Consider the following 26,047-nt stretch of genomic DNA (forward strand, 5'->3'; position numbering starts at 1 on the left):
GCCGCACCCCTTGGGAGGAGAGATCTGGCTAGAACCGGTAGTCGATACCGGCCGTTACCGTACGCGGGTCGCCATAGAAGGCCGTCAGCGTGCCTTCGAGACCAAGCGTCGGCGTGAACGTGCCGTTCGGGTTCACCGTCACGAAGTTGTAGCCTGCAACAATGTACTCTTCATCGGTAAGGTTCTTGCCAGTCAGGCTGAAACCCCAGCGGCCATCCTCCGTTTCCCAGCGAATGCTGGCATCCCAGAGCGTGAAGGCTTCCTGGTCGAGGAATGGGTTTGGCACTTCGAACTGGCTCGACTCACCGCGATAGGAGAGCTGCGTGTTAAGAAGCAGATTGCCCCCGGCAAACGGCGTGTCGTAGGAAATCCGGCCGTTCGCGGTCCAGTCTGGCGTGTTCTGAATAACGCGCTGGTCAGAGACATCGTTGCCGAAAGCGTCAATGAACTCGTCATACTGTGCGTCGAGATAGCCGACAGACCAGCCCAGGTTCAGAAGGTCGCCCGGGCGGGCCATGTCTTCAGCCAGCGTGGCGGTGCCCTCAAATTCGACGCCCCAGATTGTCGCTGCACCGGCATTGGTCGTCACACCGGAGAAGGAGTCGTTGACCCCATCGCCATCGGTATCGACACCGATTGAGCCCGGCACCTGCACGTCCTTATAATCGGAATAGAAACCGGCGAGGCTGTAGTTTACGCGGCCGTCAAGCTGGCTTGCCTTGTAGCCGACTTCGTAAGAGTCGACCTCTTCCGGGTCGAACTGCATGAAGGTGTAGATTTCGTCCTGCGAAACGACACCGTCTTGGTTGAGGTCGGGCGCTGCCGTTGTCTGGCCGCGTGGATCGAAGGAGCCGCCTTTGAACCCTTGCGAATAGGTCGCGTAGACGTTGGACTCCGGCGTCACCGCATAGCTTAGCGAGACGCGCGGGCTGAAGTCGTCGAAGGTTGCTTCGCCTTCAAAGTCCGACGTGGTCGCAATCGGAATGCCGGCGCCGCCGAAGAATTCGGAGAAGCCACCGATATAGGTGCGACGCTGTATGAGAGAGGTCCGTGTATCCTCAGTGTAGCGACCGCCGAGCGAGAGCGACCAGCGGTCCGTCAGGTCGTAGGTGAAGTCACCGAAAATCGACCAGGTTTCCGTCCCAACATCGCCAAAGGTCTGTGCATTGAGACCCGGCAGGCTGAGCAGATCACCAGTCGTTGCCAGCAGCACGTCAAAGACGGTCGAGGCGTTTGCGTCGAGATAGTAGACACCGATCAGGCCGTTCAGCCGATCACCCGAATAGAGGAACTGAAGCTCTTCGGAGAACTGGTCATTCTCATAGATTGCCGGCACGTCGACATCGGCTTCAGGCAGAGAATCGAAGTCAATCGGCGAAGTGCTCTCGTCCTCGCGATAAGCCAGGATGTTCTTGATGGTCCAGTTATCGTTGAGATTCCATTCAGCGACGAGCGAACCGCCATAAGCTTCTACGCGCTGGTCGACCGCATTCAGGCCGGCGCGCGTGTCAAACACATCACCGAGCACGGGATAGGTGAATGGCGGGAACTGGTCGGGGATAAGGCGATGGCCCTGGCGGGCGTTTGATTTGTCGAGGGAATAATCAGCTGCGGCGCGAAGCTGAAAATTCTCTGCAAGGTCGAGCTCAGCCGACACTCGGGCGCCGAAGAGTTCCTTGTTATAGTTCTCTTCGCCGGTGATCCGGTTCTCACCGAAGCCATCCCGGTTGAAGCTGGCGATCGCCGCGCCGACACGGAAACTGTCAGTCACTGGCAGCGACGTTGTCAGCGTACCGTCTAGCCGGCTGTAGCTACCGACTTTCACATTGGCTTCGAAGGTCGGCTCATCGGTCAGGCCGCGCGTAACGTACTTGATCGCGCCGCCGATCGTGTTGCGACCATAAAGCGTGCCTTGGGGACCGCGAAGGACCTCAACGCGCTCTACATCATAGACGTCAAGAACGGCACCCTGCGGGCGATTGAGATAGACATCATCAACGTAGAGGCCGACGCCGGCTTCAAAGCCTGCAACCGGGTCCTGCTGTCCGACACCGCGGATAAATGCAGACAATGTGGTGTTCGTGCCGCGGGAAACCTCCAGCGTCACGTTCGGCGAAATTTTGGCAACTTCAGTCAGGTCGGCAACGCCGAGATCTGCCAGAAGATCACCGTCGAAAGCCGAAACAGAAAGCGGCACATCGACGAGGCTCTGCTCGCGGCGTTGGGCGGTGACCGTGACCGTGTTGAAGCGGCGCTGGTCCTGTGCCTTTTCAGGCGTATCGGAAGCGACCGCGTCGGTCTGGGCATTTGCTGCCATCCCAGCCGTCAGTGCAATGACCGAGGCAAGTGCCAGGCGAGCGGTATGCGGGGTACAAAGTTTCATGATATCCTCCCTTCATGCATCTTCGCGCATTGCAGGCAGGTGTCTCACTTTACGGAAAGGCCGCCATGACACTTAACGTCAAGGCCAGTGAACACTTTCGCTCAGACCGGGCCTTCAGGACTGAAATTCCTGCGCAAAAGCAGCAGGCGTCTTGCCCTTCCAGCGCTTGAAAGCGCGGTTGAAGGCGCGGACATCGGAATAGTCCAGCGCCTCTGTCGCCTGGGCTACCGACGCCCCGCGCTTCAGCATGCCTTCTGCACGCTGAAGGCGCGTCTCCAGAAGAAGATCACGAAACTGCAGCCCTTCTTCCGCCAGTCGGCGGCGCAGGGTTGCTACACTGATATCAAGCTTGCGAGCCACGTCTGACTGGCGCGAAAGCCCGTCTTCGAGCAGGTCGCGTGTACGTGCGCCGATGCTGATCTCCCCGTCCGAAACATCGTTCGCATCAAGATGGCCGATAACCCGGGAGAAGACCCCGTCGGTGCTCATGTCTACGGTTTGCCGTATCTGTAGCGGCGCACAGGCAAGATCGAAATCGTAGATAAGTTCATAGGCTGGCGCGCCATACTCCAGCGGCACGGACCAGAATGCATTTTGCGGCCGGCGCGTCTCCCCCCTCTTTCGCTTAAGCTTGATGCGCCGCAAAGCTTCGCTAGCCGCGCCCTCCGTCAGACTATCGAGCAGGCAATGTATCTTGATGGTGAGGCAGTCGCCGACCAGTTCGACAAAGTCGGTATTCTCCCGTGAGCGATACGGAAAGTGGCTGTCATCGACAACGAGCGCCAGCCGATTCTCGCCATATCTGACCGAATTGTAGGTGTCGCCATGCATCATATTCATATGCTCGGCGAGGATCTCGATCGTCGCCATAAGCGAAGTCGCATTCTGCATCTGAGCAATTAGGAATTGCCCCGTCTTGAAAGTCAGCTTCCGGCTGGAGATGACGGCTGTGAGGTCATCGGACGCCAGAGCCAGCGATCTCTGCACACGGAAATAGTCAGCAATGGCGATGGATGGGGTGCCCACCTCCTCGACCTCAACAGGCGTGCTCAGGAAAGGCGCCAGGTCAACGCCGTGCTCCACCGCTGCATCAACAAGCGGCTGAATGTCCCTGATTTTTACGAATGCCCTGGCCATACGCCTGAAATTCTTTGCTCAACTCAGTGGATTGCCCGTCGAAGCGCGCCCGAAAACGTATAGCATAGTTTGCGCCAACCCACGCCATACCGGTAGAGGTTCAACTCGCTGGCTGAAAATCTGAAGCGCAGCGCGTAGCCCATTCCGGCGAAGAAGCGCTTGACCCTCCCATGCGTCAGCCCGCTAGCGCTAAAGCCTGAACGCCGCCGCAAGAGCTGGCGTCTGCCATATTTTAGGGAGAAACCAACATGTCAGAAGCAGAGACCAGCGCTAGCATCCTCTATGAAGTCGAGCGTCATATTGCGACCATCACTCTGAACCGGCCAGATCGGCGAAATGCACTGAATTTTGACGCCTATGACAGGCTGGAGCGCGCCCTGCGCCGCGCGGTGATTGATGACGATGTTCGGTGTGTCATCGTTACAGGTACCGATCCGGCTTTTTGCTCTGGCGACGATGTCCGCGAGATCATGGCGGCGCCGAAGCCAAAAGAGACTGCGCCGAAGTCGCCAACGGTTCGTCACCAGCCGACCCCTGCTGCAATGGCTGCGCTCGAATGTGACAAGCCACTCATCGCGGCGATCAATGGTGCGGCTATTGGCTGGGGCATGGAGCTTGCGCTGTATGCCGACATCCGCCTCGCGTCGGACAAGGCAAAGTTCTCAGAGATGTTCATCAAGCGCGGTCTCGTCTGCGATGTGGGCGGGTTTTACCGCCTGCCTTCGATTGTCGGTCCCGCCAAGGCGGCCGAACTACTATTTACCGGAGATGTCATTGATGCCGGCGAAGCCGAACGCATTGGTTTGGTGTCTCGTACTGTTCCTCATGCGAAGCTGATGGATGAGGCCAGAGACTTAGCCAGCCGCATTGCAGAAAATCCGCCGCTGGCCCTTCGCTACATGAAGGAAGGCATCCGCAAGGGGACCTATGGCGACCCGCGCGAGCTTGGCAGCTGGGCCATCGAGACAATCCGCGCGCTGATGAAAACCGAGGACCACAAGGAAGGCGTGGCGAGCTTTCTCGAGAAACGCCCGCCCGATTTCAGAGGCCGCTAGGCAGGCTTCGCTGCGCGCCGGTCGACCAGTTCGAAGGCTAGCATGCCCACCGCCATCGCAGCCAGGAAACCAAGCGCAGGTCCGCCGCCAATCGTAAGCGCTGCAATAGCTGGCCCCGGGCAAAGACCGACAAGTCCCCAGCCGATGCCGAACAGGACCGCACCGGTTGCGAGCTTTGCGTCCACCTTGCGGTTTCCCGGCACCTGAAAGCTGTCTGCCAGCACTGGGCGTTGGCGCAGCCAGACCAGCCTATAACCAATTGCTGTCACGATCAGCGCTGCGCCCATAACGAAGGCGAGCGAAGGATCCCAGTTTCCGAATAGGTCGAGGAAAGCAATCACCTTTGCCGGATTGACCATCTGCGAGATGACGAGGCCGAGGCCAAAGGTAAGGCCCGCCAGTAGGGCCATGAGATTACGTGCCATGAGCATCAGGCTCCAATCAGGGGTTTGATGAGGGCGACGGTCACCATGCCGGCAGCCATGAAAAGCAGGACCGACACCATGGAACGCGGCGACAGGCGTGAGAGGCCGCAGACGCCATGCCCGCTCGTACAGCCCGAACCGAGCCGCGTGCCGAAGCCGACCAGCAAGCCGCCAGCGATGATGAGCGGCCAGCCTGCCTGTAACTCAAACGCAGGCTTCTCAGCAGCCGCGAGCCAGTAAACGAGCGGCGCCGCCACTAACCCAAGCACAAAGAAGACCCGCCAACTCCGGTCGCCTTTCGCCGCGAAGACTGTGCCGGAGAACAAGCCGCTAATCCCGGCAATCCGACCATGAAATGCCATGAGCAAAACAGCGGAGAGGCCAATGAGGGCTCCACCGATGCTGGCGCTGACAGGTGTAAAGTTTTCCATTCGACCCATTCCTGAGCTATATCAATTGACGTTTTTGTAAATCGTATAATATGTATGGGCAAGTGAATTTGGAAGGACTGATTATGCTGGACACCGCCTCAACCAATCAGGTCGCGCAGATCGGCTCAGCCGCACCGGATTTTGATGCCCGCACGACCGAAGGTCTTGTCCGCCTGTCTGATTATAGAGGCCGGTGGCTCATCTTCTTTTCCCACCCGGCAGATTTCACGCCGGTCTGCACATCAGAATTTATCGCCTTCGAAAAACAGATTGAGGCCTTCAATCGTCGCGAATGCGACCTGCTGGGCCTGTCGGTCGACAGCCTCTATTCGCATCTCGCCTGGGTGAAGGACATCGAGACCAGATTTGACGTGCGGATTTCCTTTCCAATCGTTGAAGACATCTCCATGGCGATTGCTCGCGCCTACGGCATGATCCACGCCGCCTCCGACTCAACGGCATCGGTACGGTCGGTCTATTTCATTGATCCTGAAGGCATTATCCGGGCGCTCATTCATTATCCGCTTGCCGTCGGCCGGTCAGTTGATGAAATTTTCCGGGTCCTGGCGGCCCTGCAAACATCTGAGACCGCTGGCGTTTCGACACCGGAAGGCTGGCGCCCGGGCGAAGATACTGTGCTTCCCGCTCCAACAGATATGCGTCAGGTCGACGAGCGCGCCGCAAGGTCGGGCCAGGCCTGGTACCTGACGTCGAAAGGCGGCCGACAATGACCCAGCCCTTTGAGACCATGGAGCCGCTGGCCGACGAAGCCGCCAGCCTGCTGAAAGCGTTGTCCCATCCGGCGCGGTTGATGATCTGCTGCCAGTTGCGTGACCGCGAAATGTCCGTCAGCGAAATTGAAAACGCGCTGGACATACGCCAGCCGAGACTGTCGCGCGAACTGGCAAAGCTTCGAGAAGAAGGCCTGGTCGAAACCCGACGAGAAGCAAAGTCCATCTTCTATAGCCTCGCTGACAATTCACGGGTTGGCGCGATGGTAGACGCGCTTTGCGTCGTCATGCTGGACAAGGTGGTGCCGGGCTCACGTCCGCTCTCACGCGTCGCGCGCAACGCCTTCCTGCAGAAGAACCTGACCGAGGGTGCCGGACAATTTGCCCGCATTCTCGATTGATTGAACGGAGACGAGACTATGCAAAAGCCAGAAGTGAAAGCCTTCTTTGACGAAGCCACCAATACGATCAGCTATGTCGTCTGGGATAGCACCACGAACCAGGCAGCAATCGTCGACTCGTTGCTGGACTTCGATCAGGCATCGGGCCGTACAATGACGAAATCAGCCGACCTCATGATCGCTTTCGTCAAGGAGGCCGGGCTCAAAATTGACTGGATCATCGACACCCACGTCCATGCCGATCACCTGACGGCTGCCCCCTACATCAAGAGCCAGCTTGGCGGACGCACTGGCATCGGGGAGCATATCGCCACCGTCCAAAAGGTCTTCGGCGAAATCTTCAATGAGGGTCAGGAGTTCCACACGGATGGCAGCCAGTTCGACCACCTCTTCAAGGATGGCGAAACCTACAAGGTCGGCAACATTGATGCCCGTGCTATCCACACCCCCGGACACACGCCGGCCTGTATGAGCCACCTGATCGGTGATGCACTTTTCGTGGGTGACACGATTTTCATGCCTGACTTTGGCACCGCGCGTTGCGACTTCCCGGGCGGTGATGCCGGCACGCTCTACGATTCCATACAGAAGCTATTCGCCCTGCCGGACGACACGCGCGCCTTTCTCTGCCATGACTACAAGGCGCCCGGGCGTGACGAATATGTGTGGGAGACGACCATCGCTGAGGAAAAGGCGCACAACAAGCACGTTCATACCGGCATCTCGAAGGAAGAGTTCGTCAAAATGCGGACGGAGCGCGATGCGACCCTCGACATGCCGAAGCTGATCCTGCCCTCCGTCCAGATCAATATGCGCGCTGGCCAGATGCCACCTGCCGAAGAAAACGGCAAACGCTACATGAAGATCCCGATCAACGCGCTTTAACCCGCAAGGACGCCGAACATGGCATTCCGGCCCGCCCGATACTTTCCCATCCTCGAATGGGGCCGCGAATATCGCCGCGATACACTGGTCAACGACTTGATCGCGGCGGTCATCGTGACGATCATGCTGATCCCTCAATCGCTCGCCTATGCAATGCTGGCGGGCCTGCCGCCTCAGATCGGGCTATATGCGTCCATTCTGCCGCTGATTGCCTACGCTATTTTCGGCACCAGCCGCACACTGGCCGTTGGGCCAGTTGCAATCCTCTCCCTGATGACGGCAGCGGCCGCCAGCAAGATCGCGCCGCAGGGTAGCGAAGCCTACATACAGGCCGCACTGATCCTTGCTTTCCTCTCAGGCGCAATTCTCCTGGTGATGGGCCTTCTGCGCGCAGGGTTCCTTGCCAACTTTCTCAGCCACCCTGTTGTTTCCGGCTTTATCACAGCATCGGGCATCATAATCGCAGCCTCCCAGCTCAAACACATTCTGGGTGTAGATGCGGGCGGCGGTAACTTGCTGGAGATCGCCGTGTCGCTCATCGCCAGCGTTGGCGAAACCAACTGGCCGACCTTTATTATTGGCGCTGCGTCGCTCATCTTCCTGTTTGGGTCGCGCAAATTCCTGAAGCCTACCCTCGTGCAACTCGGCCTTCCCGAAAAGGCCGCGGCGATCCTGACACGCACCGGCCCGGTCTTTGCGGTGGTCGCAAGTATTCTCGCTGTGGCGTTTCTGGCGCTCGACGATGCCGGCGTTCGCATATTGGGAGAGGTGCCGCGCAACTTGCCAGACATTGGCCTGCCGGCATTCGATCGTGAGATCTGGATGCAGCTTCTTGGCTCGGCCGCCCTGATCAGCCTCATCGGCTTCGTTGAATCGGTCTCCGTAGCCCAGACGCTAGCTGCCAAGCGGCGCCAGCGGGTGGACCCGGATCAGGAGCTGGTCGGCCTTGGTGTCTCAAGCCTCGCAGCAGGTATATCGAGCGGCTACCCCGTCACGGGCGGCCTCGCCCGGTCAGCGGTAAACTTTGATGCTGGCGCGGAGACCCCGGCCGCAGGCGCCTTCACGGCTGTCGGAATCGGGCTCGCGACACTGTTTCTGACGCCTTACCTATTCTTCCTGCCACAGGCGGTGCTGGCGGCGACCATCATCGTTGCGGTTCTGTCGCTTGTTGATCTTAAGGCGCTCCGTCAGGTCTGGTCTTATTCCAAGTCAGATTTCAGCGCGATGGCGGCCACCATCCTCGTCACGCTGTTCGCCGGCGTCGAACTGGGAGTAACAACGGGGGTCGGCCTTTCGCTCTTCCTCCACCTCTACAACACCAGCCGCCCGCACTTTGCGCTCGTCGGCCAAGTGCCGGGCACGCATCACTTCCGGAATGTGAATCGCCACCGCGTCGTAATTTCCGATACCGTCCTCACCATCAGGATCGACGAGAGCCTCTACTTTGCCAACGCGCGTTTTCTCGAAGACACGGTCTACTGCGTCGTTAGCAACAGGCCTGACCTCAAACATCTTGTCCTGATGTGCTCAGCGGTAAACCGGATCGATGCGAGCGGGCTGGAAAGCCTTGAGGCAATCAACCTCCGTCTCCGGGATGCCGGCATCAGCCTTCACCTGTCAGAGGTTAAAGGGCCCGTCATGGACAGGCTGAAACGCTCACATTTCCTCGATGAGCTGACCGGGAACGTCTATTTGAACACATACGACGCGATGGAAGACCTCGATCTCGATTGCGTCCAGAACGCCTTCAGCAAGGATGTAAAAACAACAACCCCAGATGCCATCCCCTGCCCTTCTCTAACCCTCGCAGGCCTGGAGCGGGTGTGAGCCAAAATCTAGGAGCGCCAGTTTCAATCATGCGAACCCGACAAACGGCTATTCAGGTGGGTGCCCCAAAAGCGAAGTGTCGCGGAAGCTAAGCCTGTGCAATTTGGACGGAGGGACTAGATCCTCCCAGCCTTCTCGTATCGCAACTTCGGCTACTGGTTCCAGCGTCTTCAGAACGAGTTCGAATGCATCTCCCGGCGCGACTGCAAAAGCATATAGAGCCGCAGTGCTATTTTCTGTCTGCGGTACTAATTCGCCATCCTGCATTGCTTCCGATCCGGTCAGGTTTGCCGATATATGTGGCCAAGGAATACGGATCGTCGCACGTGTTTCGGTGGACGAATAATTTTGCGCCAGAACTCTGATCTCGTTTTTCGTACGGGCCACTGTTTCGACGACAATCGTATCTGAAACTTCAATACCGCGCCTCAAGCGGCCTGTTTCCATAAGCGGATAGACCCCTTCTTTCGCGGCCCGCGCGGACCGGGCAACATCCTCTCCGGTGGACGCAATGATGGCATAGTTGAAAGTACGCTCTGGCATCCCCGAATAGAGTTCGTTTTCTTTTCCGCGATAATGCGGTTGGGCGTTCATGAGGAAGTGATCAACGAAGGTTTCGCCCCATTCGCGGCCAGAAAGCCCTTGGTCGAGAAGCACAATACCGCGGTCGTTTTCGAGGTGATGACTGGACCAAAGCGACGCTGGCGCAATTGTCTCGTTGAGCCCCAGGTAAAGGTGGTCGTGCGAGGCTCGGACATCTTCCATACCGCGGCCAGTTCTCGGGCGATCGCGGTCGTAACCGAAAGGTGTTCCGCGAATCGATTTTTCTATCGGCTCTTCCAGGTCGTGCCTTGCGACCAGCATGCGACCGTACGGGACATTTTTTGAAACTGTCTGAAAGCGTAACTGGTCACCCGTATGCGGTATGAACACAAATCGCTCGAAGTGGCTTCCGTCATCAGCAACGCTGGTAACTTGCACCATCGTGTAGACGTTGCCCCGGTACTGCTTGAATTCGGCTTCGATTTCTGAGGTGCGCCCGATCACTTCACGCCCCGTCCGGGGCGCCAGAAGGTCTGTTGGACTAAAATTCTGCTCCGGCGTCTGATGATCGGCATACCAGACCAGTTCATTCAGGCGCCCTTCTATCAGCTTTACCATTCCATCACTCTGAAGTGAGACAATATCGCCAGAGCGTAGATCGAACTCGACTTTCAGGCTGTCTGTTTCAACGGTACCGTCGAAGGGCTCTTCCATTGGCAGCTCATGCGCCGCGCTTTCCAGTTCGACAGTTCCCATTGCTTCGAGCTTGCCTTGACACCAGACGCCGTCTTCCAGCATCGACGCTTCGCACACCGAATTGGCAGGCCGAGTCTGCGTCGCTGCCCAGAAAAACGGATATTCGCGCCGCCATGCTACAGGATCGAATGCGTAGCCATGTCCAAAATAATCATGCATCTCGTCAAGACGCTCGTTCGCCGATCTGTCTCGGTCCGTATAATTCCAGTCGCCGTCGCCCTGGAAGGCGTCACCGGCGCCCGCGCCCCACTGCAAAGCCCGGTCGGCATTAAGGAGCAGCAGCCACCAAATGTCGTCCAGACGCTGAGCCGGATAGTTATCGGCCCTCTCCAGCGACTGAAGCGAGGCCGCTATTTCAGTCGCCACAAGCCGGGACTCCGTTGCACGGAATCCCTGTTTGACTTGCGGCAGGTTTCCCCAGAACGCATTGTAGGCAAACAGACTTGGGGTCGTGATAGTCTCCAGCTCATCCTGATCGAGATCGCTAGAGAAAACGCTGTCCCAATAGTCATTCAGCGTGCCGAGGCAGGAGGCCCTGCTGGTCTGATCAGTTACCTCTCGGGTCATTTCCTGTAGGCGCTGGGGGTCTTCAGGTTTTGCTGAATAGTCGCCGGCACCAATCGGCCAAACAAACGGTATCTCAGGCTGGTACGGGATCTCGGGATAGAGTTCCCGCATCATGTGTTCTCGCCAATGCTGCGGCAACGGACCCGTTTCGCGATAGCTGATCCGCCATTGCGCATAATTGTTCATCGACGCGACAGTGATCCTCGCACCGCTGATAGCCTGCAGATAATAGAGCTGATCTCTGGTCTCTGCATTTCGCACGTGCATCATCGTGCGGATGTCCAGAAGATCGAGATATTCTGCCATATTGGGCGTGACGCCTAGAACGTCGATAAACCAGGCATTGTCGGGCCTTATGCCGAGCACGTCCTCAAACCACCCGGCCCCGCTACGCCCCATTCTCATGATTGTTGCCGCCTGAACCAAAGACGGCTCAAACTCAAGCATGAAAGCGTTGGCAATAGAGACCTTGCCGGTGCCAAGTGCGGCTCGGAAGCGTTTAAAGTCGGCTGGCGCCAGCTCTTTCATGGCGATGGCCGTTGGAACTTCGGAGAAGCTGAAAGGGTATCCAACATTCTCCTGCGCTTCCAGAAGCGAGCCATAGTTATTGACCATGTAGTTTCGCTCGTGAGCAAACCCCGTCAGCCAGCCGGTCGCAGTGCCGTGCGAGTTTGGAACGATCCAGACAGGGTTTGCCGCCGCCTCGCACGACTGCGTCTCGAACAAATCGATCGCCTGGTCGCTATTGGCCGCTTGTGGCTGAACTTCCGCAGAAACGGCGGCGCTCAAAACACTGATGAATGCGCCTAACCAGCCAATGCAACGTGCGAGCCGTCTATGTTGCATCATACCGAAAAACCTTCAAAGACGGGCAATATACGCACTGTGATTGCGGCAAGTACCCGCGCCGAGGCGTAATATCAACGAACCGCAAGGTTGTGCAAAACCTCATAACAGCGCAAAACTTTTAGAGGCTTATCGCGGTTGTCGGGCAGACGTCGCCGAAATGTGCGTTGGGGGGGGGGCATGCGGATGCCAGAGCAGAAAGACGCACTACGCATTCAGTTTGAACAGGCCCGCCTCTTGCGCGACAATGTCGTGCGGTCCTGTTTGTTCGTCGAGGCAGTGATTATCTATCTGACGATCATGATCGTCGCTTTCGGCAAACCCGAATTTGCGGCGCTCTGGTTCGGCGTTGCCTCAGCCATGGTGGGCGTCACCTATGCGCATGCCAAGCTCAATCCGCGCGGCGCGCTCACGGCGGCGAACTACAAGCAGTATCTTCGTGGTCACATTGTCATTTGCAGTCTGACCGGGCTGATATGGGCGTTCTTTGCCTGCCTGCAGGTCGACGGGAATGACCTTCTGTCCCTGTTCGTCGCCAGCAATATAGTTTTCGCTATTACTGTGGGTGGCATGCTGCCGGGTTCAGAATACCGCCCAGGCTTTATTGCCCTTTCGTCCTGCACAATCCTGCCATTCGCCGCTTACTGGATCTACGCGCTTGATGGCGGCACGCAAATGGCGGCGATCGGCATCATTCTATACTACCTGTTCGGTATAATGGTGAGCGGCCAGACAGACCGGGATACGCGCGACGGCATCATCGCACGCAGGAACCAGGCGCTGACCGACCAGCTTGTCGAACGCAACCGGCAGATTGAAAAGGTCAGCGAGGAACGTACGCGTTTTCTCGCTGCGACTAGCCACGACCTTTCACAACCGCTGCACGCGCAAGGCTTCTTCATCGAAACGCTGCGCAAAGAATTGACGAGCGAACGGCAGAAAGAGCTGCTCGATCAGATTGATTCAACCCGGCAGGGATTGAGCGACCTGCTGCGCGGCATCGTGGACATCACAAGGATCGATAGCGGCGCCGTCGTTCCCGACGTTCAGACGGTGGATCTTGCAACTGTGCTGGCACCGCTGATTCAACAGATTTCAACGCAGGCTGAGATAGGGGGATTAACATTCGAGACCGTGACCGAGTCCGTTTTCGCCAAAACGGACCCTGTGTTGCTCTGCCGGATTATCAGCAATCTTCTCTCGAATGCGCTTCGCTACACGCCGCCCCCAGGGCAGGTTAGCTTGAGGCTGGGATCGTCCGACGGCACGCCAATGATCGAGATCACAGACACCGGACCCGGTATCCCCGAAGATCAGCAGGACAGCGTTTTCGAGGAATATGTTCGGCTCAGCCCTTCCGGACAAGCGGCGAAGCCCGGCCTCGGCCTCGGGCTCTCCATTGTTCGGCGGTTGGCCGATTTACTCGATATTGAACTGACGATGGACTCTGCTCCGGGGCGCGGGACGCGCTGGGCGCTCACTTTGCCTGCCGGACATGAGACGGCTGCCAATACTGTTGACCGGCCTCGGGACACCGCATCTTTCGACGCGGCCCCTTTCTGCATCATTGTCGATGATATGAAACCCGTGCGCGATGGGATGAATGCACTCCTGACCAGTTGGGGCTGCAGAACCTACACCGCCGCCAATGGTATGCAGGCAACCCGTCTATTGAGCGCAAGTGCGCAAACGCCCGATATCCTTCTGATCGACAGGCGCCTCGGTCCAGGCCTGGACGATGGCGTTGAGGTCATTCGACAGTTGCGCGACCTGGCAGGACGGCAGACACCGGCCATTCTGATGACGGGCGACATTGCAAACATCGAGGAGGAGGTAACGGGTCTTGGCATTCAGGTCATGCTCAAGCCTGTCTCACCCGATGATTTGCGGAACACGCTGCACAAACTGCTCGCCGACACAGAAAAACAATTCGCCTGAATGCGGCGCATTTTTCGTCGCTAGATAAGCCCGAGCTGTTGGGCCCGTTGCACACATTCAGTACGCCGGCTTACGCCAAGCTCTACGAAGATGTATTTCAGATGCGTCTTGACCGTGTTCTCGCTGATCGAGAGAGCCCGCGCGATTTCACTGTTCTGGCCGCCAACACACAACAGTTTCAGTACTTCGATCTGGCGGTCACCAAGCTTTGGGAGATCAGGAATTCTGTCGGCATCAGCAACCAGCGTCCCCATGCCGGAGGCTTCCTCGCTGAAATCCTTAAAACCGAACGGGTTATCGCGAACCGCATCGACTGCATTGCTAAGCGCGCGGCTGCCTTGAGATTTGTGAATATATCCATTCGCGCCGACGGCCTGCATTTCGACGATTGGCGGCACGGAATTAATGCCGGACAGCATGAGTACTGGAACACGATGCCCCTGCTTCCGGATGGTATCGACGAAGGCGAGGCCATTCATCTCGCTCATGATGAGATCGCAGATAATCAGATCAAATCGCGTGCCGTTCGCCAGCTTGTCCAGTATGCCGGAGGCCTCGGTTACCGTCACGACCTCGAAGGCCGGAAAATCGCGCTTCACGATGAGCGCGAGCCCCTGCAAAAACAGGTCATGATCATCGATGATCGCAATTGAACCTGCACGCTCTGGCAAAACCTGTTTCCCCTAGCCTTAAAGCGACAGCGCCGCTCAATAACTGTAATCAGTATTACAGGATCTAGTATATTCTATTGGACCGGTCAGCAAGAATTGAGCCAGGTGCGGCAAAACGATCAAACAGGCGTCACTGACACAGCGTTGCGTTCTTTCAGGTTGCGAGTATTCGATCAATACACGCGAAACATTCAACCTATACGCTATCCATAGTCTTGCTGAAGCACTTCAGCAGATGGCACCCGACAGGTCGCAAGGCACCGCATTCCATCGAATTGTTCCGCGCTCGGAACGCTCCGCCCACTACCGGGTTCCTTGCTTGAAATCATGCCAGGAGCCTTGAATGACGCAGCAACCTTTGTGCTTTTTTGTCCACCACCAAGGCCGCGGCCACGCCAAGCGTTGCGAGAGCATCATCAGCCATATCGGCGATCGCCCGATCATTATCATGTCGGCAAGTAGAGATATCTTTGGCGACTTTGACGAAAGGGTTGAGTTCGTCGAACTGCCCGACATGATCGGCGATCCGTCTGCCACGCCTGCCCTGCATAATCAGATCACACCGCGTTCATTTCATTGCGTTCCGCTTGGATCGCCGCGGCTGCGTCAGAATGCTGGAATTATCGCCAATTGTCTGACGAGCAGAAATCCGGGTCTTTTCTTCGTGGACGTATCTGCAGAGTGGGCCCTGCTTTCGAGACTTTGTTCGGTACCAGCGGTCAAAGTCCGTATGCATGGGGATCGCAATGATGTCGGGCATCTGTCAGCCTACGAGGCTTGCGCCGGACTGGTAGCGCCCTTCAGTGAAAGTATCGAGCAGGACGACTTTCCAGATTGGGCCCGCAAAAAAACTTTCTACAGCGGCGGGCTGTGTACGACCAAATCGCCAGTGCCGTCGAAGGAAGAAGCGCGCCGCAAACTTGGTATACCCGACGAACAAAAAGTGGCGCTTGTCCTATCAGGTGGCGGAGGCGCAGGAGCGCCATACGCGCCGCTCACTATGGCAGCACGCGCCCTGCCGGATTGGCACTGGATCACAATCGGGCCGCTCCACAGAGAAGGACATGAAACCGACTTCGGCAACCTGATCACACGCGGCTGGGTCGATGACCCGCTCAGTTTCATTGCAGCTGCCGACCTGGTGGTGGCGTCTGCAGGGGACAACACAGTTCACGAGATCGCTCGAGTACAAAGGCCGTTCCTATGCGTCCCTGAATGGCGATATTTCAACGAGCAGGTCAGAAAGGCCGAGCAGCTTGGCAGGGTCGGCGCCGCACACGTTCTGCCTTTATGGCCTGCCTGCAACGCCAGCTGGCAGGACGCCGTGCAGAAGGCAATGAGTTGCGATCTGTCTGCGCAGGCCGCCCTGTTCTCGCCAGATGCAGCGCAGAACATTGCGGCTTATCTGACCGACCTCGATGAGACCCTCTGGTCAGGAATAGAGGACAGTTCCCGGCTGCCGCGTCTGGCTCAGGTCGCTGGCTGAGGGGCGACGAAGACATTCTAGACGGTCGCCTTCGGGCGACCAGTTGATGAAGCCGGCCGCGGAAAGCTGGTTCAACCAGTAATCCATACACCATTTTCCATGTAATCGTCTGAAGAGCTCGGCATTGCGCAGAATATCATCGAAGTGCTGAAGCGGCGGTATGTGAACAGGGTGCCACTGGTGAACAGCTCTGGCGTCCGGAGAAAAAAAGAGTTCGGCGCCTGCGGCACCTAAGCGGGCTGCGAAGTCGGTATCTTCGCCGCCATAGCCTTCAAACCGCTCATCAAAGCCGGAAATGCGTTCGAATGTTCTTCTGGGTAGCGCGAAGCACAGGCTCCACAATTCTTGCATGTCAAACTTCTGCAAGCCATTGGCCGCCTCTGGATCAGGTCTGGCCGGATGACGTTGTGAATGACGCCATACCTCATCGAACGGACCGGTCTGGTCCACGCCTTCGGGCAGGTAGCGGACGTCCCCCATGACAACGGCGTCCGTCTTTTGAACAGCAACGTCAATTGCAGCTACGAGCCCTGGGTGGGCGACGCAATCGACATCAAGAAAGAGAAGCGTCTCGCCTGTGGCCAGCGCCGCAGCGCGATTGCGGGCTGCCGCCAGGGGCAAAGCGTTGTCGGTAACCTGAACGCTTTTTACTTCCGGGTACATATCCAGCACGTCAGGGCGTTCGGCCTGCATATACGCAACGATCACCTCCTTCGGCGCGCTCGTCTGCGTCGCAAGGGCTGCCAACATATTCTGCAAATGCGTCTCTCGCCCGCGCACGAGCGTGCAGACCGAGACGCTCATTGCATCTGCCCCCGTCGCAGAAGGACATCGCATAGCGCCCCCGCGTAACCCCGATGCGAGAACGTGACATTAGAGGCCGTGCGCAGGTGCTCGAGCTCATGGCTGTGGTTTCCGACAACAATGCCATTGCCGGCCTGCAGCAGAAGATCGACATCATTCCCCGAGTCTCCCGCAGCTATTGTATCGGCAATATCGACACCAAGTCTGTCGCAAAGCCAGCGAAGGGCTTTGCCCTTGGACGCACGATGCGGAAGGACATCCAGAAACCGGTCGTGGGAATGGATGACTGTCGCCGCGAGCCCGTCTTCTTTGAGGCGCGATTTGATCTCACCCACAATCGCCGGATTTTTTGTAAAGAAGCTCAGCTTGAAGGGCCTCTGTTCGGTCGCTTTCTGAGGTATGAGGCCCGGAAGGCCACCGAGCGCAGCCTCAACAGCCTGTCTGTCCCATCCTTCCGAGATGTGGTCCTTCCAGCCAATGTCGGCCTCCAGGTGACGAAGATCCAGATCGTGACTGTAGTAGATTTCTGCTCCCACACTGGTCACGAGAATTTCAGGGAGAGGCGCATTCCATGCCCTCAGTGTCAGCATCGCATCCTGAAGGCTTCGTCCGGTAGCGACGGCGAAATGAAAATCGCGTGGTCCGCTGCAGAGTTGGGAAAACTCCGAAAGGCTACGCGCCTCCCCGACAAGCGTATTGTCGATATCGCTGGCCAGGATGAAATCTCTTGAGACGGTTCTGGCGAGCGCCGGCATGGGTTGGCGAAGTAGTCCCTCGATGTCCAGCACGTACTCTCTACAATGGCGTTCCCAGCTATAGAATGAGATATTTTCCAGGCCGGACGTCGCGCACTGCTCGTAAAACTCATCATCGCGCAGCAGCGTGAGAACAGCATCGGCCACCTCGTCTGGGCGGTTGGGATCAGCAAGTACCCCATTACCGAGTTTGTTCACGATATCGTTCGGACCGCCATTCGAGGTCGCGACGACTGGAAGGCCGCTGGCCGCAGCTTCCAGAAAGGTCAGGCCGAAAGGCTCATTGTAGGCCACATTGACGAAGACACCCTGCAAATCTGCGGCGAGCGCATAAATCCCGGCCACCTGATGGGGTTCGTGCGATTTCGGCAGAGCGACCTTGCCATACAGGTTGTACCTGTCGATCAGGTAAAAGAGCTCCTGAAGCACTTTTCGGTTCTCGCTATCGGCCTCTTCGATGTCGTCGCGGATCCCTGCGAAGATGATAAGGTTTGATAGCTCTTGCAGCGCCGGGCTTTCACCATAGGCGCGTACAATCCCTGCCAGATTCTTCTTCTTGACCGGCCTTGAAAGAGCCAGCAATGGGCGCTTCCCGGGCTCCGTGAGAAACCGTGAAATCTCTGTGATGAGAGATGCATCTGGAAGCGCATCGTTATCGGATTGAAAGCCAGTAAAATCACAGCCTGGCGGGTTAAGAAGAACCTTTTCAGGCCGCGTCGAACGGTAAAGGCTATACTGATACTCGGCCTCGTCGCGTGAGCTGGTGATGATCCGGTCCGCTCCTGCGATGGCATCTTCCTCGATTGCGATACGTGTTCTGAGCGCGGCAGCTGCATCTGCATCCAGACCCGCCAGGGCTTTTACCCTGCCAAGCGAATGTGCCGTGAACATGTATGGAATGCCCAAAGCTTCCTTCACGCGATGGGCGACCCACCCAGCATCCGCATAGTGCGCATGTATGATGTCGGGTCTGCGATCGAGCCGCCTGATATAATCTATGAGATTGGCGGCGAAGACATCGTTTTCGCGATACAGGTCTTCCTTGGCGAGGTAATCGAGGCTCGCGCCTTCGACGCGAACAATGCTGGACCTGGAAGACAGCTTCTCTCTTGGCTGCATGCAATCTGCGAGCGGATTTGGCGACTTGCAGCGGCGCGTAATGATCTCTTGCCGGACCGCGCCAGCACGCTCGGCGCCATCAACAAGTTCGAGAAGATATTTTATATGCCCACCCGTATCTGGGGTGCAGCCATAGTGTACGGGCGGAGCGGTGAGGCAGCCCTGCAGGGCAATGTGCATAATAAACATCATGTCGGAACTTCGCCCGATGAGTCCGGTTCCCACATCAGGAAGTTGCAGCGTCCCAATTCTAGCGTTCAGATAACATCGGTTAAATTGCCATGAAAATCGCCCAGGTTTGCCCCCTCATCTATGCCTGCCCCCCGGCAAATGTTGGAGGGACGGAATGGATGGTGCACACGCTAACGGAAGGCCTTTGCGCACACGGTCACGATGTCACCCTTTTCGCAGCGACCGGGTCCAAGACCTCAGCCCATCTCGTTGAGTTTGGCCCACCTGTCGCGGATATCGATGGCGCACCGCCGGGCTACGCAGCGGCGAGAGAAGCCGTCCTGCTGAGCCAGGTTCGCGCTGCAGCGGCTGAGTTCGACATCATTCACTTCCATACCGAATTTATGCATTCGGTATTCCTGGATGGCCCCGTCCCGACGCTGACCACGGTTCACTGGCGCGTTGATGAGCTGGATCGTCAGACCTATTTTGAGCATTTCGACAAGCTCCCCGTTGCGGCAATTTCCAGATCGCAGGCTGAGCAGTTTCCCGCGACGGCAAATGTAAGATCTATCATTCATCACGGCATCGACCGCGACACCTACAGACCCGGGCCCGGGGCCGGCGGCGTCGCATTCCTGGGCAGGCTGACCGATCAGAAGGGACCGGACAGAGCGATCACGGCTGCAAGAGAGGCAGGAATGAAAATCAAGCTTGCCGGGAATGTGGATATCGGCAATCCGGCCTATTTCGACAGAGAGGTCCGGCCACTACTCGGCGCGGATGCGGAATATGTCGGCAAGGTCAACTTGCAGGAAAAACAGGACTTTCTGGGCTCGGCATCTGTATTTGCGATGCCGATAAACTGGCCGGAGCCTTTCGGGCTAGTCATGATCGAAGCCATGGCGTGTGGCACGCCCGTCGTGGCCACGCCATACGGGGCAGCTCCTGAAATCGTGGAAGACGGGGTAACCGGCTTCATTGCCGAAGACGGACCGGAATTTGCTGCAGCGCTTAAAGCGGCTCAGAACCTCGATCGCGCAGCCATCCGCAAACGGTTTGAAGAACGGTTCACGAGCGACCGCATGGTTGCCGACTATGAGAAAACCTATGCGGCGCTTCTTGCTTGATCGAAAAGCGGACCGAAGCGGGAGCGCGCCTGACAGCGATCAGAATGCCGGGCCGGTCACGAAGGACCGGTTGATCTTTGCTACGGCGTCCTGAAGTTTGAGTGCGCGCATTTCCCCGACAGAGCGGCGTACCGATGGACAGCATGCATTGAGAGCCGCATTTGCGCGGTTGTTCACAACCCAACTCCGAATAGCTTTTGACTTCCCTAAGGATAATCGTCCGTATTGGGGCATACGGTTGCTCGGGAGGAATACATGAAACTGATCAGTGACGACATCGTGGTTGATACCGGCGCAGCGACACCGGTCTATCCTGCCATTTATCCCGAGCTTGAGACGGACTTCGAACTCTCGAATCCCAACTCGTGGAGACGAGGCCACCCCTATGAGCTTTACGCAAGCATGCGCACGCAGGCGCCCGTCATGTGGTCGAAGATGCGCAGCGGCGGGTCGCGCTACTGGTCGGTCTCACGATATGAAGACATCAAGTCCGTAGAACTCCAACCCGAGATCTTTTCCTCCGCGCGTGGTGGCATTAATCTGGCTGTCCCTGAACGCAAGCACTGGAAACCTGAAATCCTGATACGTGCGTCTATGGACAATCTCATCAGCATGGATGAGCCGCAGCATATGCAGATGCGCATCCAGCAGAAAGACTTCTTCATCCCTGCCTATGTGGCAGAGCTGAGAGAGAAGGTCCGCGCGAAGGTCGATCAGCTTTGTGATGATCTTGAGGCCAATGGCCCGACCGTTGATTTTGTAAAAGCGTTCTCGAACGAACTTCCGCTCTACACGCTTTGCGAAATGCTCGGCGTGGATGAGGCTGATCGGCCGAAAATCGTGCACTGGATGCACTATCTGGAAATGGCCAGCCAGTTCATGTCCAATCCACTGAGAACGTTCGTAGGCGAGCCACTCTTTCCGTTCCGCTTCCGGAAAGTCGTTGAAGAGATGTTCGAGTATGGCGCACGCGTCATGGCAGACCGGCGCGTTAACCCGAGAAACGATCTTCTTACGGTGATCGCACACTCAAAGCTCGAGAACGAAGAGCTCCCGCAAGAATACCTAGATGGGTCCTGGCTGCTGATCATCTTCGCTGGCAACGACACCACCCGCAATTCACTCTCCGGCACCATCAAGCTGATGACCGAGTTTCCTGACCAGCGAGCTATGGTGTTGAGCGATCCTTCAATGATCCCACAAATGTCCGAAGAAGCACTTCGCATGGTTTCACCGGTCAAGCACATGCGTCGTACCGCGATGGAAGACACCGAGCTCAACGGTCAGCGGATCGCCAAGGACGAAAAAGTGGTCATGTGGTACGGGGCCGGCAATCGAGACCCGGAAGTGTTCCCGAATCCAGACGTCTTCGACATGACACGCGATAATGTCGGCAAGCATATCGCCTTCGGTCACGGGGTTCATAAGTGCCTCGGCTCACGCGTGGCGCAGATGCAGCTACGTGTCGCCTATGAGCAGCTGTTTGCGCGCTTTCCCAAGATCGAGTTCACCGGTCAGATCAAATACGGACCGAATGCACTGGTGCACGCAATCTCGAAACTCGAGGTCAATCTATACGGCCGGGGGAATTCGAAGCCGACCCAGGTTCAGGTGAAGACACCAGCCACGGCCAGTTGATCGGGCCAAGTGTTAAATTTACTGAGGTCAGACAGGGCTAAACGTTCAAGGCGATATCGAGTTCTGACCTCAAAGAACTCAATCTACTATCTTGGATCGTCTGACAGCGCTGTCAGACTGAAGATAACCTGCCAGCCGAGCCGACGCCGACCGACAACGATACCCGCTCGCTTGCACGCAAAAACTTATGACAGTATACATGCCATAAGTTTTTGCGTGGGTTGGAGGGCGCAGTTTGATTATACGTTGTGCGATCATAATTCTGTTTTCGGCCTGTCTTCTCTGCAGCTATTCAGCTGAGGCCGAGCCTTTTCCGGCATCTGAAAATCGCGATCCGGCGCAACCGCCCAATTTCGTGATCCTGTTGATCGACGACGCTGCCTTCATGGATCTCGGCATCTATGGCGGCGAGGCCTCGACACCAAACATCGATACGCTGGCCCGCAGCGGGGTCATGTTCACGCGCTACTATACCTCACCGCTCTGCGCGCCGTCGCGCGCCATGCTGCTGACCGGGGTCGACAATCATCGCACAGGGGTGGCCACAATCCCGGAAGTGCTACCGCGTGAACATGTCGGTCAGCCCGGCTATACGATGTCACTTGAACCGGGCGTGATGACGGTAGCGGCCCGGCTTCAGTCGCAGGGCTATCGCACGCTGATGACCGGTAAATGGCATCTTGGCAGCGACGAAGGTGAGCTGCCTTCCGATCATGGGTTCGACCGGTCTTTCGCGCTCGACGCCTCTGGCGCGGATAATTGGGGCGACAAGTCCTACATGCCCTATTACCGCGACGCCCCGTGGTATGAAGACGGCCAGCCTGCCGCGCTTCCGGAGGATTTCTATTCCTCGGAATTCATTGTCGACCAGATGATCGACTATCTCTCAGAAGCGCAGGCCTCGAAGCCATTTTTCGCCTTTCTGGGCTTCCAGGCTGTCCACATTCCGGTTCAGGCACCGGCGGAGATCACAGCACACTATCGCGAAACCTATGCGGGCGGCTGGCAGGAACTGCGGCAGTCGCGCTGGCAAAAGGCAAAAGCGCTTGAGCTCATCCCCGCCGCTGCCCCGCTTGCCCCACTGCCTGAAGGCATGCGGCGCTGGGAGGACCTCAGCGACGAAGACAAGGAGGTTTATGCTGCCCGAATGGCGGTCAACGCCGCCATGCTCGAAGCGATGGACCTACATGTTGGCCGGCTGGTCGAACACCTCAAAGCGACTGGCGATTACGACAATACGGTCTTCCTCGTTACCTCGGACAATGGACCGGAGCCGACCCGCGGCGACAATGACTGGCGTCTGAAGCTCTGGATGAGACTCCATGGCTACCATCTTGGTGTCGATGGCATCGGCGAAGAGGGAAGCTGGGGTTTCATCGGGCCGGAATTCGCCATGGCGGCGGCTTCGCCCGGCAATCTGTTCAAGTTCCACGGCGCAGAAGGCGGCATACATGTCCCAATGATCATGTCGGGGCCGAACCTGCCGGAAAACATTCGCCAGGACGCTCTCGTTCAAGTCACGGACATCGCGCCCACCTTTCTCGAAATGGCGGGCGTGGAAAGTGAACCTGCAGACGCTGTTGCCATGACTGGCCGCAGTCTGATGCCGCTCCTCACCGGGGAAACCGAGGCCGTTTATGGGCCCGATGATCCGGTTGCGATCGAAGTGTCCGGCAATTCGGCGCTTATCCGGGGTCGCTACAAGATCACCCGCAATCAGCGCCCATGGGGCGACGCCGAATGGCGGCTTTACGACCTCGAAAAAGATCCGGGCGAGGTAAACGACTTGGCCGCGGAGCGGCCGGAGCTGATGGCAAGCATGTTGGCCGCCTATGACGCCTATAGCTCAGAAGTTGGCGTTCTCGACGTGCCCGAAGGGTACGACAGTCACGCCATTATTACCCGCAAGACGCAAATGCGGCAGCTGCGTACCTACTGGTGGGTGCCTGCCCTGCTCCTCTTTTTCCTGATTGCCGCTTGCTGGGGCGGGGTGCGCTTCATCAAGCGCGCGCGCCGACCCGGCCCCTGACAGACCTGCTCATAGAAAGCCCCAGCCCATGTGGAAGAAGATCGTTCTAGGTGTCGTAATTGTGGTTCTGGGTGGACTTGGACTGGCATGGCTCAATCGTGAAGCCGTCGTCCTGTTCATCGCAGCTCACACTGGAAAGCAGGCGGTCGCTGAGCACCGGCAGATAGATTGGCAGCAAGGCCCCCTCGAAGAGACGACCAGCCCGCTGACGCGCGCGCCCAATGTCATATTCATTCTCGCCGATGATCTTGGCTATAACGACATTTCGACGTTTGGCGGAGGTGTCGCAGACGGCGCAATCCAGACACCCAATATAGACCGGCTGGCCCGTGAAGGCGTTATTTTCACCAACGCCTATTCAGGCACGGCAAGCTGCGCGCCTTCGCGGGCGATGCTAATGACGGGACGCTATCCGACCCGAACCGGTTTCGAGTTCACTCCAACACCGAACGGAATGGGACGTGTCATTTCGCTCGTATCCGGTTCCCATGAAAGCGTCATTCCGCCAATCGAATGGAGTGAAGCCGCAGCCGCTACTTCACCCCCATTCGAGGAACAGGGGCTTCCCGGCTCTGAAGTTACGCTTGCCGAGGTGCTGGGTGATGCCGGTTATCACACAGTTCATATCGGCAAATGGCATCTGGGACGCGGGCCGGAATTCGGACCGAACGCGCAGGGCTTTGATGAAAGCCTTCTCATGGCAAGTGGCCTCTACCTGCCGGAGGACGACCCAGGCGTGGTCAATGCCAGGCTCGATTTCGATCCGGTAGACAAATTCCTTTGGGCCAAAATGCAGTATGCCGTCAGTTATAACGAAAGCGACTGGTTTGAACCGGGCGGCTATCTCACCGACTATTGGACGCAGGAAGCGCAGTCTGTCATCCGTGCCAATCGCGACAGGCCATTCTTTCTCTATCTTGCCCATTGGGGAGTTCACACCCCGCTCCAAGCGACCCGGGAAGATTATGAGGCGGTCGGCGATATCCAGCCACATCGTCTTCGCGTCTATGCCGCCATGATCCGCGCCCTTGATCGCAGTGTCGGAAACATACTCGACACGCTCGACGAAGAAGGGCTCGCCGAAAACACGATCGTGATCTTCTCAAGCGACAATGGTGGCCCCGGCTATATCGGCCTGCCCGATATCAATGAGCCCTATCGCGGCTGGAAACTCACCCTGTTTGAAGGCGGTATACGCGTACCGCTTTTCATGAGGTGGCCTGCCCGGATAGACGCCGGCCAAGAGGTTTCAGCGCCTGCGGCCCATATCGACCTCTTGCCGACGCTTGCATCAGCGTGCGGCGCGCCACTTCCAGAAGGTGTTGAGATTGATGGCAGAGACTTGTTGGGCGTGGCGACAGGCGAAGCAGAGCCAGGCACAGACAAACCCATATTCTGGCAAAGCGCATATTATCAGAGCGTGCGGCGCGGTGACTGGAAACTTCAGATAAGTCAGCGCCCGGACAAGGTCTGGCTATACGACCTATCAGGTGATCCGACAGAGCAAATTAATATCGCCAGTGAACGCCCGGATATTGTAGCGGAACTGACGGCTCTGCTTGACGCCCACCAGCAAGGTGCGCGCGAGTCCCTCTATCCATTTACACTCGAAGGACCTGTCGCGGTAGATCAGACCCTGGCGGAAGACCTGCAACCCGGCGCGGAAGTCATCTATTGGCCCAACTAGTCCTGGTCTTCGATAGCATTCAGCAGCTTGCTCGCTGAATGAATGAGCACGGCCTTCGCCTGAGGCGCTGAAAGCCCCTGGTCCTGACGCAGTCGGCGCCAGGCATGAAAGCCTGTCAGCAATTCCAGCGAGCCAAGCAGAATTTCATCTTCAGCGACGCTCGATGGCAATATCCCTTTCAGGCCTGCTCGCTCCATCACCAGAAAACGGCGATAGGCAGAACCAAGCTGTGGCGAAGCAAATCGCCGAAGGCTTGAAGCGACCTTGAGCGGCATGATCCGTTCGTAAATCTTCGCGCGCCGTTCGATCAGCTCGATAACACGCTCGCGCCATGTTTCAGTTGCCCAGGGCGTCATCACGACAGGGAGAATTTCTGCCTCCAACCGTTCCGCCATTTCACGGTAGAGCCCGTCCATGTCTTCGAAGTGGCGAAAGACAGTCCGAAGACCAACGCCGGCTTCTTCTGCGACCCTGGCCGCACTCGGGTCCATATCTCCGCTTTCGACAAGGGCGAACAGGGCATCGACGATCTGTGCCCGGCTACGTTGACTGCGGGCCTTGCGGCCATCATCGGGTTCAGCTGCCTGCACTACTTTCAAGTCAGGTTTGTTTTGCTCAGCCATTCTCGCAGC

21 protein-coding genes are annotated in these 26,047 nt (G+C 57.5%); 11 read left to right on the forward strand and 10 right to left on the reverse strand.

Annotated features, from left to right (window positions below; genetic code table 11):
* Positions 1-28: 28 nt before the first annotated feature.
* Together D1224_RS12815 and D1224_RS12820 are read right to left on the reverse strand one after the other, a co-directional pair.
* On the reverse strand, positions 29-2,383 hold the full coding sequence (locus tag D1224_RS12815) for a TonB-dependent receptor (protein ID WP_119380355.1): 2,355 nt from the start codon (positions 2,381-2,383) through the stop codon (positions 29-31).
* Between the two features lie 114 nt (positions 2,384-2,497).
* A complete protein-coding gene (locus D1224_RS12820; RefSeq protein WP_119380356.1) occupies positions 2,498-3,520 on the reverse strand; it encodes a helix-turn-helix domain-containing protein in 1,023 nt (340 codons plus the stop codon).
* Between the two features lie 248 nt (positions 3,521-3,768).
* Between D1224_RS12820 and D1224_RS12825 the strand changes: the two genes are divergently transcribed.
* Positions 3,769-4,575: an enoyl-CoA hydratase/isomerase family protein gene (locus D1224_RS12825; RefSeq protein ID WP_119380357.1), complete on the forward strand. Its 807-nt coding sequence runs from the start codon at positions 3,769-3,771 to the stop codon at positions 4,573-4,575.
* On the opposite strand, the gene D1224_RS12830 is transcribed toward D1224_RS12825, so the two are convergent.
* Positions 4,572-5,000, reverse strand: a complete 429-nt coding sequence (locus D1224_RS12830) for a DUF6691 family protein (RefSeq protein ID WP_119380387.1) — start codon at positions 4,998-5,000, stop codon at positions 4,572-4,574. The two genes, D1224_RS12825 and D1224_RS12830, sit on opposite strands and share 4 nt — an antisense overlap.
* A gap of 5 nt (positions 5,001-5,005) precedes the next feature.
* A complete protein-coding gene (locus D1224_RS12835; RefSeq protein WP_119380358.1) occupies positions 5,006-5,431 on the reverse strand; it encodes a YeeE/YedE family protein in 426 nt (141 codons plus the stop codon).
* A gap of 83 nt (positions 5,432-5,514) precedes the next feature.
* On the opposite strand from D1224_RS12835, the gene D1224_RS12840 reads away from it, so the two are divergent.
* Genes D1224_RS12840 through D1224_RS12855 form a run of 4 tightly spaced genes read left to right on the forward strand, consistent with a single transcriptional unit; the run spans position 5,515 to position 9,275 of the window.
* Positions 5,515-6,162, forward strand: coding sequence for a peroxiredoxin (locus D1224_RS12840; protein WP_119380359.1), 648 nt, complete (start codon positions 5,515-5,517; stop codon positions 6,160-6,162).
* The gene (locus D1224_RS12845; protein ID WP_119380360.1) at positions 6,159-6,563 is read left to right on the forward strand and encodes an ArsR/SmtB family transcription factor; all 405 of its coding nucleotides are present in this window, start codon (positions 6,159-6,161) and stop codon (positions 6,561-6,563) included. Before D1224_RS12840 ends, D1224_RS12845 begins: the two co-directional genes overlap by 4 nt.
* An 18-nt stretch (positions 6,564-6,581) precedes the next feature.
* Entirely contained in the window at positions 6,582-7,448 is an 867-nt protein-coding gene (locus tag D1224_RS12850) for an MBL fold metallo-hydrolase (protein WP_119380361.1), read from the forward strand.
* 18 nt (positions 7,449-7,466) lie between these two features.
* Positions 7,467-9,275 (forward strand): SulP family inorganic anion transporter, encoded by a 1,809-nt coding sequence (locus D1224_RS12855; RefSeq protein WP_119380362.1) that lies wholly within the window; start codon positions 7,467-7,469, stop codon positions 9,273-9,275.
* Between the two features lie 48 nt (positions 9,276-9,323).
* On the opposite strand, the gene D1224_RS12860 is transcribed toward D1224_RS12855, so the two are convergent.
* Positions 9,324-11,930, reverse strand: a complete 2,607-nt coding sequence (locus D1224_RS12860; RefSeq protein WP_182482289.1) for a glycoside hydrolase family 38 N-terminal domain-containing protein — start codon at positions 11,928-11,930, stop codon at positions 9,324-9,326.
* A gap of 243 nt (positions 11,931-12,173) precedes the next feature.
* On the opposite strand from D1224_RS12860, the gene D1224_RS12865 reads away from it, so the two are divergent.
* Complete coding sequence (locus D1224_RS12865; RefSeq protein ID WP_182482290.1) at positions 12,174-13,925, forward strand: hybrid sensor histidine kinase/response regulator; 1,752 nt, start codon at positions 12,174-12,176, stop codon at positions 13,923-13,925.
* A 20-nt stretch (positions 13,926-13,945) separates the two neighbouring features.
* On the opposite strand, the gene D1224_RS12870 is transcribed toward D1224_RS12865, so the two are convergent.
* The gene (locus D1224_RS12870; protein ID WP_119380365.1) at positions 13,946-14,596 is read right to left on the reverse strand and encodes a response regulator transcription factor; all 651 of its coding nucleotides are present in this window, start codon (positions 14,594-14,596) and stop codon (positions 13,946-13,948) included.
* 343 nt (positions 14,597-14,939) lie between these two features.
* On the opposite strand from D1224_RS12870, the gene D1224_RS12875 reads away from it, so the two are divergent.
* Positions 14,940-16,082, forward strand: coding sequence for a glycosyltransferase (locus tag D1224_RS12875; protein ID WP_119380366.1), 1,143 nt, complete (start codon positions 14,940-14,942; stop codon positions 16,080-16,082).
* Here the strand turns inward: D1224_RS12875 and D1224_RS12880 are convergent.
* Together D1224_RS12880 and D1224_RS12885 are read right to left on the reverse strand one after the other, a co-directional pair.
* The gene (locus D1224_RS12880) at positions 16,029-16,886 is read right to left on the reverse strand and encodes a glycosyltransferase family 2 protein (RefSeq protein ID WP_119380367.1); all 858 of its coding nucleotides are present in this window, start codon (positions 16,884-16,886) and stop codon (positions 16,029-16,031) included. The genes D1224_RS12875 and D1224_RS12880 overlap by 54 nt on opposite strands.
* On the reverse strand, positions 16,883-18,952 hold the full coding sequence (locus D1224_RS12885; RefSeq protein WP_119380368.1) for an HAD-IIB family hydrolase: 2,070 nt from the start codon (positions 18,950-18,952) through the stop codon (positions 16,883-16,885). Before D1224_RS12885 ends, D1224_RS12880 begins: the two co-directional genes overlap by 4 nt.
* Positions 18,953-19,041: 89 nt before the next feature.
* Between D1224_RS12885 and D1224_RS12890 the strand changes: the two genes are divergently transcribed.
* Positions 19,042-20,061, forward strand: a complete 1,020-nt coding sequence (locus tag D1224_RS12890; RefSeq protein ID WP_119380369.1) for a glycosyltransferase family 4 protein — start codon at positions 19,042-19,044, stop codon at positions 20,059-20,061.
* A 39-nt stretch (positions 20,062-20,100) separates the two neighbouring features.
* Here the strand turns inward: D1224_RS12890 and D1224_RS16530 are convergent, their stop codons facing one another.
* Positions 20,101-20,238 carry a hypothetical protein gene (locus tag D1224_RS16530; RefSeq protein ID WP_182482291.1) on the reverse strand — a complete coding sequence of 46 codons (138 nt, stop codon included), beginning with the start codon at positions 20,236-20,238 and terminating at the stop codon, positions 20,101-20,103.
* Between the two features lie 78 nt (positions 20,239-20,316).
* On the opposite strand from D1224_RS16530, the gene D1224_RS12895 reads away from it, so the two are divergent.
* From D1224_RS12895 to D1224_RS12905, 3 genes are all read left to right on the forward strand, one after another.
* Positions 20,317-21,699: a cytochrome P450 gene (locus D1224_RS12895; RefSeq protein WP_119380370.1), complete on the forward strand. Its 1,383-nt coding sequence runs from the start codon at positions 20,317-20,319 to the stop codon at positions 21,697-21,699.
* A gap of 355 nt (positions 21,700-22,054) precedes the next feature.
* On the forward strand, positions 22,055-23,728 hold the full coding sequence (locus tag D1224_RS12900; protein ID WP_233350543.1) for an arylsulfatase: 1,674 nt from the start codon (positions 22,055-22,057) through the stop codon (positions 23,726-23,728).
* 28 nt (positions 23,729-23,756) lie between these two features.
* Entirely contained in the window at positions 23,757-25,415 is a 1,659-nt protein-coding gene (locus D1224_RS12905) for a sulfatase (protein WP_119380371.1), read from the forward strand.
* Here D1224_RS12905 and D1224_RS12910 read toward each other — a convergent pair.
* Positions 25,412-26,038 (reverse strand): TetR/AcrR family transcriptional regulator, encoded by a 627-nt coding sequence (locus tag D1224_RS12910; RefSeq protein ID WP_119380372.1) that lies wholly within the window; start codon positions 26,036-26,038, stop codon positions 25,412-25,414. The two genes, D1224_RS12905 and D1224_RS12910, sit on opposite strands and share 4 nt — an antisense overlap.
* Between the last annotated feature and the right edge of the window lie 9 nt (positions 26,039-26,047).

The organism is Henriciella barbarensis, assembly GCF_003576345.1.
Classification (GTDB): domain Bacteria; phylum Pseudomonadota; class Alphaproteobacteria; order Caulobacterales; family Hyphomonadaceae; genus Henriciella; species Henriciella barbarensis.

Coding starts and splice junctions, on each gene's coding strand:
- D1224_RS12815 (WP_119380355.1), bottom strand. CDS start 2,383: ATGAAACTTTGTACCCCGCATACCGCTCGCCTGGCACTTGCCTCGGTC.
- D1224_RS12820 (WP_119380356.1), bottom strand. CDS start 3,520: ATGGCCAGGGCATTCGTAAAAATCAGGGACATTCAGCCGCTTGTTGAT.
- D1224_RS12825 (WP_119380357.1), top strand. CDS start 3,769: ATGTCAGAAGCAGAGACCAGCGCTAGCATCCTCTATGAAGTCGAGCGT.
- D1224_RS12830 (WP_119380387.1), bottom strand. CDS start 5,000: ATGGCACGTAATCTCATGGCCCTACTGGCGGGCCTTACCTTTGGCCTC.
- D1224_RS12835 (WP_119380358.1), bottom strand. CDS start 5,431: ATGGAAAACTTTACACCTGTCAGCGCCAGCATCGGTGGAGCCCTCATT.
- D1224_RS12840 (WP_119380359.1), top strand. CDS start 5,515: ATGCTGGACACCGCCTCAACCAATCAGGTCGCGCAGATCGGCTCAGCC.
- D1224_RS12845 (WP_119380360.1), top strand. CDS start 6,159: ATGACCCAGCCCTTTGAGACCATGGAGCCGCTGGCCGACGAAGCCGCC.
- D1224_RS12850 (WP_119380361.1), top strand. CDS start 6,582: ATGCAAAAGCCAGAAGTGAAAGCCTTCTTTGACGAAGCCACCAATACG.
- D1224_RS12855 (WP_119380362.1), top strand. CDS start 7,467: ATGGCATTCCGGCCCGCCCGATACTTTCCCATCCTCGAATGGGGCCGC.
- D1224_RS12865 (WP_182482290.1), top strand. CDS start 12,174: ATGCCAGAGCAGAAAGACGCACTACGCATTCAGTTTGAACAGGCCCGC.
- D1224_RS12875 (WP_119380366.1), top strand. CDS start 14,940: ATGACGCAGCAACCTTTGTGCTTTTTTGTCCACCACCAAGGCCGCGGC.
- D1224_RS12880 (WP_119380367.1), bottom strand. CDS start 16,886: ATGAGCGTCTCGGTCTGCACGCTCGTGCGCGGGCGAGAGACGCATTTG.
- D1224_RS12885 (WP_119380368.1), bottom strand. CDS start 18,952: ATGATGTTTATTATGCACATTGCCCTGCAGGGCTGCCTCACCGCTCCG.
- D1224_RS12890 (WP_119380369.1), top strand. CDS start 19,042: ATGAAAATCGCCCAGGTTTGCCCCCTCATCTATGCCTGCCCCCCGGCA.
- D1224_RS12895 (WP_119380370.1), top strand. CDS start 20,317: ATGAAACTGATCAGTGACGACATCGTGGTTGATACCGGCGCAGCGACA.
- D1224_RS12905 (WP_119380371.1), top strand. CDS start 23,757: ATGTGGAAGAAGATCGTTCTAGGTGTCGTAATTGTGGTTCTGGGTGGA.
- D1224_RS12910 (WP_119380372.1), bottom strand. CDS start 26,038: ATGGCTGAGCAAAACAAACCTGACTTGAAAGTAGTGCAGGCAGCTGAA.